The organism is Carnobacterium sp. FSL W8-0810 (genome assembly GCF_038007125.1).
Classification (GTDB): Bacteria; Bacillota; Bacilli; order Lactobacillales; family Carnobacteriaceae; genus Carnobacterium_B; species Carnobacterium_B inhibens.
This window is the reverse complement of record NZ_JBBOWO010000001.1, coordinates 2,155,726-2,169,836: the sequence shown is the minus strand read 5'-3', so window position 1 is coordinate 2,169,836 and position 14,111 is coordinate 2,155,726. Positions and strand designations below refer to the sequence as shown.

Below are 14,111 nucleotides of genomic sequence, written 5' to 3'. Positions count from 1 at the left end.
CTTTACCACGGGGAACGGGTATGTAAGAGAGGGTTGAATATTTGTAAATAGAATTTGTAGGAATTAGTTTATAGTCATAAAAATTGGATCAGTAATTAAACCCTTGTTGAATTCATGACTAAGTAAATACATAACTGGTTTTTCTATATTAAATTTAGTAGTGTATTTCTCTAAAAAATTCGAGAAACAAAATTTTTCAAATTCTTTAAAATTATTAAAATGAGCATCATGTGATTGAGAAATAGTTTCTTCCAAATTACCTGATACATCTTTTTTATCGATTGTATAATTAAAAGCTTTTATATCAGAAAAAAGAGATTTTTCAATAGTCAACTTAATAGGTAATGAAACCATTTCTTTAAAAGTATATTTAATTGTATCCATGCCTTTAAAAGTGATGATAATAATATTGTCTTGTAAATTATATGAGGGTTCAGGAAAACCAAAATACTCAATTTCTTTTAATAAATTATCAAACTGTTTTGCTGATTCTGCTTCACTATTAGGATATTTACTACAAAAATTATCGTAAATACCATAAACATGATCTCTGAATCTTTCGTCTTCATAATCAGAAATCGATAAATTATCTCTTTTCAATTCACGGTATTCTTCTCTAATAGTTTTAATAGTTTCGTTTAAAGCTTTTTCATTAACTACTTCATCATTTAATTCTTCGGTTTCTGTAATCAAGTCATAAACGTAGTCAACCATATTTGATAATAGTTCATCTCCATGTAATAACTCTTCAACGGTCATCTCGCCTAATTCAGCTATTCTTTTTAAACGTTCATTATTAGGTAGACTTTGACCTTTTTCCCACTTAGATACTAGGCTTTTGTGAGCCTTTTTTATTAGTAAGCCAAATTCTTCTTGCGACATGCCTTTTTCGCTTCTTATTTTCTTTATTCGGTTTCCTACCAATTCATTATTTATTTGCAAAATACAACACCTCCGTAAAATAATTATAGATAAAATAGCAAAAAGTAGCAAGTTTTACTTGCAATATTAAATCAAAAGGTTATAATAAGATTGTGGGTAGCAAAAAGTAGCGAGAAGGGAAGTGAGAACTTGACTAATAAAATTGCAGGATATCGTAAAATGCTTGGAACACAAAAAGATATGGCTAAGTTGTTTGGAATATCTGTCCAAGCATACTCAGCTAAAGAAAGAGGAAAAACTCAATTTAAAGATTCAGAAAAAGTAATTATAAGAAATAAACTACAAAAGCTATTCCCTGGTATTACAATAGATGAAATTTTTTTTGATCTATAAGTAGCAAAAAGTTTCGGTAAGGTAGTTAAGGAGGGTTGAATATGGCACAAGTTAGTTTTGATATTGAAGATAGTTTCCAAAAAGACTTTACAGCAATGCTTACTATTGCAGCAAGGGACGCAATTGCAACAGCTAAACAGTTAGAAGCTAGTTATGGTAAAGAGTGGCTGAAACAAAAAGAAGCGTGTGAATGGCTGAATATTTCCTATAACACGTTGCAAGGGTTTAGAGCTAAAGGGCTTCAAGTAGCAACGGTTTCCGGAATAACATTAATCTCTAAAACTGAGATCAATCGGTTCTTGAAAGAAAATCAAATATAAAAACCGTTGGGGAACGGGGATAGAAAGAATATTAGGAGGTAAAAAATGTTAGGTACATCGATTACTATTTCATTAATTATTGGGTGGTTTTTGGGGTTCATTTCGTACTTCAGTTTCAAAATAGCTTACAAAGAATGGATGAAAGTTTTAGAGGAAGAAAAAAGCACAAAAAAAGAGCCTTTAGCATACACCGGCAAAGTGGACTAAAGGCAAACGTATTAAACCACCAAAATAGGAGACTCTTGTACTTCCTATTATATCATAAAAAATACCATATAAAAGGGAGAGTTTTACTAATGACAAAAGAACAATTATTAAAAAACTTAGAAAAAAATGCTGAAGAAAATATTGATAAAAATGAGTTCTCAAAAGCAATTTTGGGATCTATCCGTGATACGTTCGACGAGGTTGTTAAATACAGCAAAGTTAAAGGCAGTGAAGAACTAGCTCTTTACGAGTTGGAACGTGTTTCTAACCGAACAGAGATTTTATTAAACCTTTTAAATGATTTCTTGCTAGATTCAACTGAACTAAACTATCAAACCGTTAAACAAATTATGGAATTGAAACGTGAAGAAAAGTAGGTGGTTTGAATGATTTACATTAATACGGTTCAAACAAAACAACCAATGCAAGCAGTAAAGGTAGAACGTGACTTTGAATTTTTTAAAGACTACCAGCCACAAACTTTTGAATATCCAATTAATGAGAATAAAGAGAAAGTTATTAAAATGAATCAAATGAAAATAGTAATCGCTGGGCAAATGATTGAAGGAAGTTCAAGAACTGATAAAAACGTACTATCACGATCATTACTTTTTTTAGATTTAGATGACATCAAGGGCGAAGAAGATGATTTCATTAATAAGATGGCGGACACGTTAAAGGATGAAAATTATTGTCTATATCCAACTTTGAAGCATAAAAAAAATGAAAGAATCAGATACCGGCTAGTATTGGAACTTAATAGAAACGTGAACAAAGATGAATATAAGACGTTACTATTTGGCATATATCACTCAATAGGCGTTGAATATGACTTTGATAACAGTAACTATACATGGTCACAAGGACAAGGGTTACCAGTCGTTACAGAACATTCTAAAGATAGCCCTATTGTGTATCAAGATGACAAAAAAACAATACCAGTTAATGAATTTTTACAAGCTACGATAGCGAGTAAACCGTATCAGCAAAAATTACAGTCAAAACAGAAAATTAAAGCTGAAAATTACAGACAAAAAGGCGTTAAATTTACAGGTAAGTTCTTGAACGAGTTAGTAGATGGCGTTGCAGAAACTGGACGAAATGTTTGGTTTACTTCAAAAATAGGGAGCTTCCTAAATTTAGGAATGACACCAGAAAATGCTTATAATTTAGCTTTTGTTGTAAATGAAAATTTTCTTGATTTTCCATTAGAACAATCGGAACTCAACAAGATATTTTCTAGTGTGCTGAAAGCAGAAATGAATAAGAGGGGAGGGATAAATTGAAAAGAAAAATTCCAGATGAAATCGCAGAAACAAAAGAGTTTGCTGAATTAAGCAAACAAACTAAAGAGCAGCTAGACATAAAAAGGTATTCAATGGACGATACAGGTAACGCAGACCGTTTTATAGATACGTGGGGATCCCTAACAAGATATTGTAACCCAGACCGAACTTTTTACCATTATGACGGTAAAGTTTGGAAAGAAGATGGCATGGCAGTTACAAGAAACCTACTCGATAAAACGATTGAAGCAATGGCTAAAGAACCTGTAATCTATCATGAAGGTGCAAAAGAAGAAGAAATAAAAAAACTTATTGAAGCAAAAGCGAAATTTGTTACACGTTCAAGAAATAACAATAGTAAAGAAGCTGTTATGCGTGAAATACGCCATAGAGTTCCGGTATTAATGCCACAGTTTGATGAAGATATATACGCTTTAAACGTCCAAAATGGGTGGATAGATTTAAATACTGGGGAATTAAAGCCACACGATCCAAATAAATTATTTTCAAAAATTGCTGGAGCTGAATACAACGAAGATCCTTGTGCTGAATGGATAGCTTTCTTGTATAAAATATTTGATGGCGATACAGAAATAATTAAATTCATGCAAACTTTAATAGGCTACTCAATGATTGGTAAAAACTTAGAACAAAAAATCATTTTCTTGTATGGTTCAAAAGGAAATAACGGAAAATCTGTACTTTTAAAAATACTAGAATCGTTGTTCGGTTCTTACAAAAGAACAGTTGCACCGGCTGATTTAATGAGAAAAAAAAGCGGTGGTAATACAGGGCATACAGACGCCATAGCAGCAATGGCGGGAGCGAGATTGGTAACCAGTAGCGAACCGGAAAAAGGGTACAGGTTATCAGAGGGAGTAATTAAGAGCATGACCGGCGATGATACTATTTCAGCCAGTTTTAAAGGAAAATCGGGCTTTGAGTTCCAGCCACAAAACACTATTTTTCTTGCATGCAACCATATCCCACAAATGAATGCTGGATCTACTGACAACCCTACTTGGAAGCGTGTTGTAATCGTGCCATTTGATGTGCAGATACCAGACGATGAAATAGATACGCATTTAGGCGAACGAATCATTAAAAATGAACTTTCTGGCGTTATGCGTTGGGCTATTGAGGGTTTAAAAAACTATCAAAAAAATGGTCTAGTGATTCCCAAAAAAGTTCAAGAAGCCAGCAAAAAAGAACGTGAAGAAATGGACGAAATAAACGACTTTATTCAAGAGGTATTACAGCCACGTCCAAACGGAGATATAGCAACTAGCGAAGTTCATAAGTTGTATGTTGAATGGACTAAAGATCATGGTAAAAATTGGGCAATGGAACAAACCGAATTAACCAAAGATTTAAAAGCCAGAAATTTATTAATCAAGCGAAAAAACAGTGGCAATCATTTAGTTGGATATGTTTCAAGAAAAGATAACAAATATTCTAGCGGTAGATACCAAAAATACAATTAAGTGTCACTCACTATCACGCTAGTATCACGCCTTAAACGTTGACGTAAAGGCATTAGTGTTATGAGTGATAGTGAGTGATACTACTTTTAAAATTATAGATAAAAAAATATAACTATCTTTATTGAGTAATTAAATAGATAAACCGCAGTAAGTGGTGTCACTATGTATCACTGTATCACTAACTCAATTACAGCAAGGGCTTATAGCATATTTAACTATCACACTGAGTGTCACGATTGGTGTCACGATTTAATTAAATAACCAAAAAAGGAGATAAAACAAATGGCTGAAAATATTGTAAAGATTAATTTTTTTAATGGTTTGGCATATCGCACGTATGAAGTTGGTAAAAACAATGTAATAAAAATAGAACTTGAAAATATTGCAAAAGTTACTATTAAGGACTACGAAGGCACAAGATGTATTTTTATCAAGTCGGAATATATGGAAGTCTTTACAAAAAACAGATAAAAAAGGAGGTATTTAAGTATTGAACACAGATCTATTAAATAACTACAAGGATATTGAAGTACCAGAAAAATGTTTATACCGCAAAGAATCGAACGCAAAAGAACTTTTTAGAGAATTTGATAGCCCGCTTGCTTTTCTTGATTTAGAAGAATGCAAACAGTCGGCTCTTTATGAATGGTGTAACTCAATAGAAAAAGTTCAAAATTTTAATAAGCACCACACATCATATGGCTTGAAGCATATCTTTGCTAGAACAGGAAAAGACTTTTACGTGTATAACGGAGCATTTAAAGGAGCAATGTTACTTGCTGGCTTCAAAGCAGCAGATGAAACAGAATTGAATTGGCGTTTTAACATTTCAGAAAAATCAGTCAAAGGTATATTAAACAAACAACGAAAATACGCACTACATTAAATTGAGCTTCACAGATTTTGGAGGTGGTGGTATTTGGCAAACATCGAAAATGAAGATCTTGTTTCTACTTATTTTTACCTACAAACGCGGATTGATAGAACTAAAGAACGTATTGAAGAATACGAACAAGACTTTAATAACAAAAACTTTTATACCTGCATTCAAGAAAGATATGAACAAATGACAACAGTCGCTTTTAGATTAGAAAAAGAAGTAACGGATCACGTTGCTGCTATTGAAATGGCTGAACAGCATATCGAAACGCTTCAGTTTAAATTAAAACATTTTGACAGGTTTTGGAGTGAGGTAAGTAGTTCGGATAAAGAATATTATTTAGACCGCTATAAGCGCCATAGAGAAACCATTAATGACAATCTTGATAACTTAATAGTTGATGAAATTAAGGAGATTGAAGAAGCTGTAACGCATTATTTCAAGCTGGAAAAAGCGAGTATATACCTTAAAGCACGCAAAGAAGTTATACCTATTGTAGATCCTAATAAATCAGATGAAGATAAACTTACAGATTTTTCTGAAATGTTGGAGGCATTAGGGATATGAAAAGAGAAAGAGTAAGCAATCACACCTTGATGGTATGGCGTAAAAGAGTTGAAGGAATGAGCGACTTAGATAAAAGACTATTAAAGCCGCTTTATGCAGGTCTAAAGCAACTGACAGCAGAAGAAAGAGAGTTCTTAATGCAGAAGTATTATTATCCTGATAAACCTTATACAGATAAAGAAATGGCAGAACAAACAGGGTTATCAGTTGGGCAGTATGGCTCTAAAAGAAGAAGAATAGAAGCTAAACTTGTTGTAGATAACGATGAAAAAATACCTTATTAAACTAAAAAAAGGAGATTATAAACATGACAAATAAAACTATGCAAGAACTAAACAAGATTGAGGAAGAATTACAAGCGATTTTAACGAATGGTAAAAAGAAAACAGAAGCATATCTTCAAGAAGTCGAAACAGCAGAGCAAAATGAGGAAGAAGCGAAAAGAGCCGTTATTGAAGCGAAACAAGTCGGTACAGCTACCGAGTACGCTAAAGCTAACCAGGATTTACGAACTGCGAAGGACGTTGCTCAATTCTATTCAGGTAAAATTGAAAAACTGAAAGATGATCCGTACATCACAGAAGCAGAATACAACAAATATTCAGAACAAATAAAGTCTAGTTTAGATAAAGTCAGAGATATTAAATTGCGACGAGCCGGAGAATTATTAAAAGAATTATCAGAAATAAGAGAAGATTTTCTACCAATGCTAGAAAAAGGAAATAGCTTATTAGGTACTTTACAACATGATTTATTAAAAGATGAAGGCAAAATATTATACAAAGGTGCAGCACCTATTTACGGTTTTGACCAGATAGATAGATACAAAGGTGCAGAAGGTTTTAGTTGGATAAAAGGTATCCTTGCACAATACGGAGCAAGCGACCTACTTAAACTTACAGAAAAAGGAGAGAATAAATAATGAGCGAAATCAAAGAACGTATCGAGAACAGCAACCGACTTACAGAACAGTTAGAAAGAACAGGCGACATCTTAGATGTTGGTGCACTATACGAGGGTGCACAACGTGAAGAAGAAGCGAGAGCAGAACGTCAACGTAAACTAAGAGAGAAGCAAGCAGCAGCACAAGCAGCAGAAGATAAGGAACTGACTGACTTGCTTAAAGCAACAGCCGAACATAGTAGTAAGGAAGCCGAAGTTAAAGCTGCAAAAGAAATTGAGAAAGCTAAAGCCAAAGCAGATAAGGAACTTGAAGCAACTATCAGAAAGCAAAACGGATTGTTGAGTGAAGAAGAAGAAGTGAGAAAGAACTCTTACAGTAGCATGTTAAGTAATATAAATAAAAATAAATAAATAAATAAATAAATAATAAATAAAATAAATAAACAAATAAAAATAAATAAAGTTAAGTGATAGTGAAAGCAAAGATAAGTTAGTAGACGAGATAAAAGTTAGGGGCCATAGGTCCCCCTTCTTGTCATTTCTCCGTCATTCAGCTGTTACTGAACAAATTTCCTCGTAGAATAACATACCAGCAAGCCACTAGAGGCTTAAAATGGACGTGTGAGGGGTTTTGGACATCTTTACTAACACTTATACTCTTATTTTATTAAAGAAAGGAGAGGGCTAAAGAATGATTTTAAACTGTGCTGTGTGTAACCAATCCTATGAAACAATCTTTCCAAATAAAAAATATTGTAGTGATGTATGCGCAAAACGTGGACGCATAAATAAGCGTAAACAGTGGGAAAAAGATACCAATTACAATGAAAAGCAACGTCTTGATAAATTAGTTAAAAGGCAACAAGAAAAAGAAGTAAGAACAGCCGAAGAAACAGAGCGTTTGCGATTAAAAAAAGAAGAAATCGACCATAAAAATGCTGAAAGAATTAAAAACGAGAAAGTTGAACTAGAGTTAAAGGCTAAGAATGGCGATCCAGAAGCCCGTATGAGTTTAGCAAAACCTAACAGTAAAGAATATTGGGAAGCGTACCAAGAAAGCGAAATTGACTACTACAATAAATGGAATACTAAATCAATAAGTGTGATTAACGAGATTAGTGTCTTTGATGATGATTTTGTAGCAAAAGTGCTAGAAAGCATTGAAGTAGAAGGTAGAATATACGGGCGCTTGATTTCAGAGAAACGTAAATAGATGGACTATTAATAAAATGATGGCTTAATTGTATCTCTTATTGTGTGTAGATGGCGTATTATAGAGCATTTAACGGGTAATCGTGCATGAAGCAAGTTGAAATGAGCTTAGAAACAACGTTTTATTTTTTAGAGGGCGGACAAAAAAGTCCAAGGTTAAAATGTGGTGTCGCTACTATCTAGGTTATACTAGATTGAATCTAGGCATACCCGACAAAGTCAATCGGCCTAAAATTATACTTATTACAAGTTAGAAATAGTTATAAAGAAGGAGGTTATAAAATGAGATTAACGCCGTATGAAGAAACCTACAAAGGTTTGGCACAGATAAGGGAAAAAATGAGTAAGTACGAGGTTAGCGAGCCGGACGGCATAAACATGCAAGAAGCCAAAAGGATAATAAGACCGCATAGGTGCTTTGAAATGGCGCAAAAGTTTGTTTACAACAGTAGTAAAGAAATACGTGATCGTTTAACTTATGTTTATGGCTTGTGGTCTAAAGGTCAACACGAACACGCATGGATCGAAATAGATAATAACGTAGTCTATGATGGCGTGTTAAATAGATACTATGAAAAAGAGGGGTATTATTTTTACAACGATATAGCCGTAATCAGAAAAAAAGATACCGATACAGTTATAAAAGAACACTTTGGGAATTATAGCGCAAGCGAAAACGACTTATTAGCATTAAAGGAATACACAGAAGCGCATTTTAAGCCCATTTCAGATTGATTAGCGGGTACTTATCCATTAAGAAGCCTTAGAATGCGCCATTTAGTAGGTATAACCATGATTGAATACATTAAAGGCATAGCTACAAACGAATTAAGCAACGATAACGCACATGATCTAAAAAAAGCAGGCGCAGAAGTAGGGCAATGATAAAGTAAAAGACATTGCGAACAACGTAGGCATATTAGACGATACGAATTATAAAACTATTTTTATCAGACGTGAAGAAACAACATTAAAAACAGGTATTCAAAATAGGGCATGTAGCTATTCTCCTTTCTACTGTAAGTCCCAACTTATGTGACTGTCCTTAAATGGACGGTCTTTTTTATTATTTTAAGGAATGGTTATTATATGATTAAAGGGGGTTAGGCCATGTTAAAGAGAGAGCTGAAAAAAGGAACGGTTATATTAATCGAAGAACTGCTATTTAATTATGAAGGCATAGAGGAGTATATAGCGGAGCACTTAAACCAAAAAGAATACTGGCCTAATAGATATGCTTTTACTATTTATGATGATTTAATGGTAACTAATTTAATACATGCTAGGGACACGATCCAATCAATATTAAATAGTACCGAGCCACTACCATATAAAGTTATTGAGTTGCATTATTTAAAAAACAGGCCACTAAAAGAAGTGGCAGAAACTCTTAATTGCACACTTAAAGAATGTAAAAACTATAAAGCCATCATTATTGCTGAAATAGCTAAACATCTAGGCTTGCTGATATAAAATAGGAATAGCCTAAGTGTATTTTCCCATCGGCTTAAATGAAGGTCTGGAATCGTGGTTTGCAGATACTAACCCGTATTATAATTTTAAATGAGCTTAGAATGCGTCTGGCAGACACTGTATTTAATGGTCTAAGTTCAATAATAGACGGGGTGGTGTTTTGCGACCCCTTTTTAATGGCAGCATAGTAAAACATGGGGGTTACCAAATTAGTAAGACCTATGTATTAGTTTGAAAAAGAAGTACAATTGAATAAAATTAATTTAGGAGGATAAAAATGAATTTATACGATAACGTAAAGTACCTATCAACAAAACAAGGAATCTCCCTACCAGATTTAGCAGAAAAGATGGGATTAGCAAGAACAGCTATTTACAAATGGAAAACTCAAACTCCCGGAATTGAAACAATTGAGAAACTTGCAAAATACTTTGATGTTTCTATTGAATACTTAATTGATAGCGAGAGTGCCTTAGATCAGGCTACCACTGAGGACATAATTGATATAGAATTTTTATTAAACAACTATATAAATCTAGGGTATGGCACAAAAAAATTAACAATCGCTGAAATAGAACGTGCTAAAATTATTTTAGATGCCATTTTTTTGGAATAAATAGTAACTACTTAGAAACTATCAAATAAGAAGTGGCTTTTTGCGTATTTATTTATTGTGTAACGGACATGAAGGATTCTTGTGGTAGTTGAACTGCTCTAGCAATTTATAATCATACATTATTGTAAAATGGTTGATTACAATTGGAAAATACTCAATAAAGGACGAGAAATGACGAAAAAGGACGAAAACAATACTATTTATTAAATAAAATGAGATAAAACACTTGAAACTTTGTATTACAATAGGTACTATGAAGATGTAAACGATGTGTACATTGTGTGTATAAAATTAAAGTTAAGAACAGTTAGAAAGGTGATTATTATGGCAACAAAAAGCTTTACTACAGAGTTTAAAATCAACAGAAAAGCAAGCCAGAAATTAGCTAACGCCTTGCAAAAATCCAAACGAGTAGATCATCAAATTAATCAAAGAGTAGAGACCGTAAATGAGAAGGAAAGAATCAATAGCATTATGGCTTCTTTCTTAGGAAAGTAGGCTGATTAATGGGATTGCAAATAGTACCACTTTTAAATTTATTAAAATCAGATTCTACAGAAGAGGAGATTAAAAGTCTTCTCTTTTCTTTTGAATGTAATTCTGTATTAAGTGGAGCAAGCGATGTAGAACACTTTTTACATAACAAAGCTGTTCAATTTGAAAAAATGGATTTAGCAAGAACATATCTAGTATTTGCTAATTATCAATCAAAACCGTATGTAGCGGGATATTTTTCTATTTCTAATAAACCTTTAGTCATTCCTAAAAAACAATTTAAAACATTTAGTACTAGTCTTAAAAAAAGTTTAATGGGATTAGGCCATAAAACTGAGCAAAATAATTATGAAATAAAGGGTTATTTAATAGGGCAGCTTGGTAAAAGTTATAGTGATATCTCTATTAAAGCTAAACAAGCTAGTGGAAAAGATATTTTAGCTTTAGCTTATGATAAGTTAAGAGAGGTATATGCAATTGCTGGTGGAAGAATTTTATTTGTTGAATGCGAAGATCATAAAAAGTTAAAAGACTTTTATAACCAAAATGGTTTTAGAGAATTAGAAGATTATGATTCTCCAAACAACCTATGCTTATTTGTAAAAATGTTGAAAGATATTTAATAAATATCCCGTCCCCCGTAGATATTTTCACGTCTACTTGCACGTCTAATTGTTTTAAATCATTTGATATTGTTTGATAGATTGAAATGTTTCTACTATATAATAGACAACATATTTGATAGTAGTTGAAATTGATTAAATAGCGACTTGCTAAACCCGTAGACTCCATACTTAAATTTAATAGTTGTTTGTGAAAGCATTGATATAATAGGTTTATATCAATGCTTTTTGCTTGTGATGCTTTTCAGGTTGGAGTTTAGGACTCTCTTAATAGATAAATTTGCTTTAATGATCAAATGAATCTTGAATTAGAATTCATTTGATTGATAAAACTATTTATTAGTCAAATTGAGCGATTTATTATTTTTAATTGTAAATATGTAGAATAAATGATGGAATTTTGAATGGTTCGTTAGATTAGGTTAAAAATCTGTACATTTTTTCACAGAATTGCATTTTATTGGAAAGTAAACCTTGATTCTTAATTTAAACGTGTTAAAATTGGACTGGCGTTTATTTTATGAAATTAATTTAGGAGGATTTTTAAAATGACAGATGGAAAAACTAAAGTTAGTACAGCTTCACTAAAAGTAATGGCTGGATGGGGAATAGATACAATTTATGGAATCCCTTCAGGAACTTTGGCTCCTTTAATGGAAGCTTTAGGCGAACAAGAAGAAACAGATATTAAATTTCTTCAAGTAAAACATGAAGAAGTTGGAGCAATGGCAGCCGTAATGCAATGGAAATTCGGTGGAAAATTAGGTGTGTGTGTTGGATCAGGTGGTCCTGGTGCATCTCACTTAATCAACGGTCTTTACGATGCAGCTATGGATAACACACCAGTTTTAGCTATCTTAGGATCTCGTCCTCAAAGAGAATTAAACATGGATGCATTCCAAGAATTGAACCAAAACCCAATGTTTGATCATATCGCAGTATACAACCGTCGTGTAGCTACCGCTGAACAATTGCCAAAATTGATCGACGATGCAATTCGTACGGCTATCGCTAAACGTGGGGTGGCTGTATTAGAAGTACCTGGTGATTTTGGTTACCATGAAATCGCTAATGACGCATTCTACTCTTCAGGTCACAGCTTCCGTGATTACGTTTCTTCTGCAATCAACGAAGCAGATATTGACGCAGCTGTTGAAGTATTGAACAAATCTAAACGTGCTGTTATTTATGCAGGTGTCGGAACTATGGGACACGGTCCAGCGGTTCAAGAATTATCTCGTAAACTTAAAGCTCCAGTTATTACAACTGGTAAAAACTTTGAAACTTTTGACTATGACTTTGAAGGATTGACTGGTTCAACATACCGTGTTGGTTGGAAACCAGCTAACGAAGCTGTTAAAGAAGCAGATACAGTTCTTTTCGTTGGTTCAAACTTCCCATTTGCTGAAGTAGAAAAAACTTTCGCAAACGTTGAAAACTTCATCCAAATCGACAACAACCCAGCAATGCTTGGCAAACGTCACAATGCAGATGTTGCTATTCTTGGAGATGCTGGTGCAGCAGTTCATTCATTACTTGAAAAAGTAGCACCTGTTGAAGAATCAGCTTGGTGGACTGCTAACTTGAAAAACATTCAAAACTGGCGTGACTACATGACTAAGTTGGAAACAAAAGAAAATGGTCCGTTACAACTTTATCAAGTATACAATGCTATCAACAAATACGCTGACGAAGATGCAATCTACTCAATTGACGTTGGGAACTCAACTCAAACATCTATCCGTCACTTACACATGACTCCTAAAAACATGTGGAGAACTTCTCCATTGTTTGCTTCTATGGGTATTGCACTTCCAGGTGGTATTGCGGCTAAGAACGTATATCCTGATCGTCAAGCATTTAATTTAATGGGTGACGGTGCGTTCTCTATGAACTATCAAGACGTTGTTACTAACGTACGTTACGAAATGCCTGTTATCAACGTAGTATTCACTAACACTGAGTATGGTTTCATCAAGAACAAATACGAAGATACAAATACGAAGATACAAATACAAATACTTTCGGTACTGAATTTACTGATGTAGACTACGCTAAAATTGGTGAGGCACAAGGTGCTGTTGGTTTCACAGTAAGCCGTATCGAAGACATGGATCAAGTAATGGCTGATGCTGTTAAAGCTAACAAAGAAGGCAAAACAGTTGTAATCGATGCTAAAATTACAAAAGATCGTCCAATTCCAGTAGAAACATTGAAATTAGACGCTACATTGTACAGCGCAGAAGAAATCAAAGCTTACAAAGAAAAATATGAAGCTGAAGAATTAGTACCATTTAGCGAGTACTTAAAAGCTGAAGGTCTAGAATCTAAAGTAGCTAAATAATTTTCTAATATATAACTTAATATTTAATAGAAAGTTGAGTCACCATGTTAAAGTTGGTGACTCAACTTTTTTTGTTAGGTAGATGTATAAAGAAGTTAGTACAGGATCAGGATGCTGTTAAGCAAGTTGCACAAAAAGGCTATAAAATAATCAAAGTGGGACAGAGAATTCTAGTTTAGGTCAACTAGTCTTATATCAAAAGTGTGGGTTTAGAATTACAGGAGTAGATAGTGATTTTTTTATTAAACACTACCCGGATGAGATTATTGAGAATGGGATTTAATGTAGAGATATGGTGCGACTAACACAGTATTTATAGAAAAAAATAAATAATCATATATTCTTAGTATTATTATAGTAAAATAGAAGCAACATACCTAAAAGGAGAGCGCGAAAGTGGATTTTAAAAGATTAATTCTAACTTCA

The 14,111-nt window shown here is 33.4% G+C and carries 19 protein-coding genes and 1 pseudogene; 19 read left to right on the top strand and 1 reads right to left on the bottom strand.

Annotated features, from left to right (window positions below):
* Positions 1-63: 63 nt before the first annotated feature.
* Positions 64-942, bottom strand: coding sequence for a helix-turn-helix domain-containing protein (locus NST49_RS10455; RefSeq protein ID WP_341048468.1), 879 nt, complete (start codon positions 940-942; stop codon positions 64-66).
* Positions 943-1,071: 129 nt separating this feature from the next.
* On the opposite strand from NST49_RS10455, the gene NST49_RS10450 reads away from it, so the two are divergent.
* The 19 genes and pseudogenes from NST49_RS10450 to spxB all read left to right on the top strand — a co-directional run bounded on the left by NST49_RS10450 (position 1,072) and on the right by spxB (position 13,685).
* Positions 1,072-1,275 carry a helix-turn-helix transcriptional regulator gene (locus NST49_RS10450; RefSeq protein WP_341048464.1) on the top strand — a complete coding sequence of 68 codons (204 nt, stop codon included), beginning with the start codon at positions 1,072-1,074 and terminating at the stop codon, positions 1,273-1,275.
* Positions 1,276-1,316: 41 nt separating this feature from the next.
* Positions 1,317-1,595, top strand: coding sequence for a helix-turn-helix domain-containing protein (locus tag NST49_RS10445; RefSeq protein ID WP_341048462.1), 279 nt, complete (start codon positions 1,317-1,319; stop codon positions 1,593-1,595).
* Positions 1,596-1,640: 45 nt separating this feature from the next.
* Positions 1,641-1,802, top strand: coding sequence for a hypothetical protein (locus tag NST49_RS10440; RefSeq protein ID WP_341048460.1), 162 nt, complete (start codon positions 1,641-1,643; stop codon positions 1,800-1,802).
* 89 nt (positions 1,803-1,891) lie between these two features.
* A complete protein-coding gene (locus tag NST49_RS10435; RefSeq protein WP_301426698.1) occupies positions 1,892-2,179 on the top strand; it encodes a hypothetical protein in 288 nt (95 codons plus the stop codon).
* Positions 2,180-2,188: 9 nt separating this feature from the next.
* Entirely contained in the window at positions 2,189-3,088 is a 900-nt protein-coding gene (locus tag NST49_RS10430; RefSeq protein ID WP_341048458.1) for a primase alpha helix C-terminal domain-containing protein, read from the top strand.
* Entirely contained in the window at positions 3,085-4,572 is a 1,488-nt protein-coding gene (locus NST49_RS10425; protein WP_341048456.1) for a DNA primase family protein, read from the top strand. Before NST49_RS10430 ends, NST49_RS10425 begins: the two co-directional genes overlap by 4 nt.
* A gap of 282 nt (positions 4,573-4,854) precedes the next feature.
* Complete coding sequence (locus NST49_RS10420) at positions 4,855-5,043, top strand: hypothetical protein (protein ID WP_341048454.1); 189 nt, start codon at positions 4,855-4,857, stop codon at positions 5,041-5,043.
* A 19-nt stretch (positions 5,044-5,062) separates the two neighbouring features.
* On the top strand, positions 5,063-5,458 hold the full coding sequence (locus NST49_RS10415) for a hypothetical protein (protein ID WP_341048453.1): 396 nt from the start codon (positions 5,063-5,065) through the stop codon (positions 5,456-5,458).
* A gap of 33 nt (positions 5,459-5,491) precedes the next feature.
* Positions 5,492-6,019 carry a hypothetical protein gene (locus NST49_RS10410; RefSeq protein ID WP_341048452.1) on the top strand — a complete coding sequence of 176 codons (528 nt, stop codon included), beginning with the start codon at positions 5,492-5,494 and terminating at the stop codon, positions 6,017-6,019.
* A complete protein-coding gene (locus tag NST49_RS10405; protein WP_341048451.1) occupies positions 6,016-6,303 on the top strand; it encodes a hypothetical protein in 288 nt (95 codons plus the stop codon). Before NST49_RS10410 ends, NST49_RS10405 begins: the two co-directional genes overlap by 4 nt.
* A gap of 23 nt (positions 6,304-6,326) precedes the next feature.
* Entirely contained in the window at positions 6,327-6,941 is a 615-nt protein-coding gene (locus NST49_RS10400; protein WP_341048450.1) for a hypothetical protein, read from the top strand.
* On the top strand, positions 6,941-7,333 hold the full coding sequence (locus NST49_RS10395; protein ID WP_341048449.1) for a hypothetical protein: 393 nt from the start codon (positions 6,941-6,943) through the stop codon (positions 7,331-7,333). Before NST49_RS10400 ends, NST49_RS10395 begins: the two co-directional genes overlap by 1 nt.
* Before the next feature lie 280 nt (positions 7,334-7,613).
* Positions 7,614-8,135, top strand: coding sequence for a hypothetical protein (locus NST49_RS10390; RefSeq protein ID WP_341048447.1), 522 nt, complete (start codon positions 7,614-7,616; stop codon positions 8,133-8,135).
* Positions 8,136-8,416: 281 nt separating this feature from the next.
* Positions 8,417-8,869 (top strand): hypothetical protein, encoded by a 453-nt coding sequence (locus NST49_RS10385; protein WP_341048445.1) that lies wholly within the window; start codon positions 8,417-8,419, stop codon positions 8,867-8,869.
* 375 nt (positions 8,870-9,244) lie between these two features.
* Positions 9,245-9,607 (top strand): hypothetical protein, encoded by a 363-nt coding sequence (locus tag NST49_RS10380; RefSeq protein WP_341048444.1) that lies wholly within the window; start codon positions 9,245-9,247, stop codon positions 9,605-9,607.
* Positions 9,608-9,884: 277 nt separating this feature from the next.
* Positions 9,885-10,223, top strand: a complete 339-nt coding sequence (locus tag NST49_RS10375; RefSeq protein ID WP_341048442.1) for a helix-turn-helix domain-containing protein — start codon at positions 9,885-9,887, stop codon at positions 10,221-10,223.
* Positions 10,224-10,547: 324 nt separating this feature from the next.
* The gene (locus tag NST49_RS10370; protein WP_341048440.1) at positions 10,548-10,721 is read left to right on the top strand and encodes a hypothetical protein; all 174 of its coding nucleotides are present in this window, start codon (positions 10,548-10,550) and stop codon (positions 10,719-10,721) included.
* An 8-nt stretch (positions 10,722-10,729) separates the two neighbouring features.
* Positions 10,730-11,341, top strand: a complete 612-nt coding sequence (locus NST49_RS10365) for a GNAT family acetyltransferase (RefSeq protein WP_341048438.1) — start codon at positions 10,730-10,732, stop codon at positions 11,339-11,341.
* Between the two features lie 548 nt (positions 11,342-11,889).
* Positions 11,890-13,685, top strand: a pseudogene (gene spxB, locus NST49_RS10360) (pyruvate oxidase).
* The last annotated feature ends 426 nt before the right edge of the window (positions 13,686-14,111 follow it).

Excerpts from the sequence above, each read along its gene's own strand:
- NST49_RS10440 (WP_341048460.1), top strand. The coding sequence starts at position 1,641 with ATGTTAGGTACATCGATTACTATTTCATTAATTATTGGGTGGTTTTTG.
- NST49_RS10390 (WP_341048447.1), top strand. The coding sequence starts at position 7,614 with ATGATTTTAAACTGTGCTGTGTGTAACCAATCCTATGAAACAATCTTT.
- NST49_RS10365 (WP_341048438.1), top strand. The coding sequence starts at position 10,730 with ATGGGATTGCAAATAGTACCACTTTTAAATTTATTAAAATCAGATTCT.
- NST49_RS10405 (WP_341048451.1), top strand. The coding sequence starts at position 6,016 with ATGAAAAGAGAAAGAGTAAGCAATCACACCTTGATGGTATGGCGTAAA.
- NST49_RS10395 (WP_341048449.1), top strand. The coding sequence starts at position 6,941 with ATGAGCGAAATCAAAGAACGTATCGAGAACAGCAACCGACTTACAGAA.
- NST49_RS10380 (WP_341048444.1), top strand. The coding sequence starts at position 9,245 with ATGTTAAAGAGAGAGCTGAAAAAAGGAACGGTTATATTAATCGAAGAA.
- NST49_RS10430 (WP_341048458.1), top strand. The coding sequence starts at position 2,189 with ATGATTTACATTAATACGGTTCAAACAAAACAACCAATGCAAGCAGTA.
- NST49_RS10420 (WP_341048454.1), top strand. The coding sequence starts at position 4,855 with ATGGCTGAAAATATTGTAAAGATTAATTTTTTTAATGGTTTGGCATAT.
- NST49_RS10400 (WP_341048450.1), top strand. The coding sequence starts at position 6,327 with ATGACAAATAAAACTATGCAAGAACTAAACAAGATTGAGGAAGAATTA.
- NST49_RS10375 (WP_341048442.1), top strand. The coding sequence starts at position 9,885 with ATGAATTTATACGATAACGTAAAGTACCTATCAACAAAACAAGGAATC.
- NST49_RS10370 (WP_341048440.1), top strand. The coding sequence starts at position 10,548 with ATGGCAACAAAAAGCTTTACTACAGAGTTTAAAATCAACAGAAAAGCA.
- NST49_RS10435 (WP_301426698.1), top strand. The coding sequence starts at position 1,892 with ATGACAAAAGAACAATTATTAAAAAACTTAGAAAAAAATGCTGAAGAA.
- NST49_RS10385 (WP_341048445.1), top strand. The coding sequence starts at position 8,417 with ATGAGATTAACGCCGTATGAAGAAACCTACAAAGGTTTGGCACAGATA.
- NST49_RS10445 (WP_341048462.1), top strand. The coding sequence starts at position 1,317 with ATGGCACAAGTTAGTTTTGATATTGAAGATAGTTTCCAAAAAGACTTT.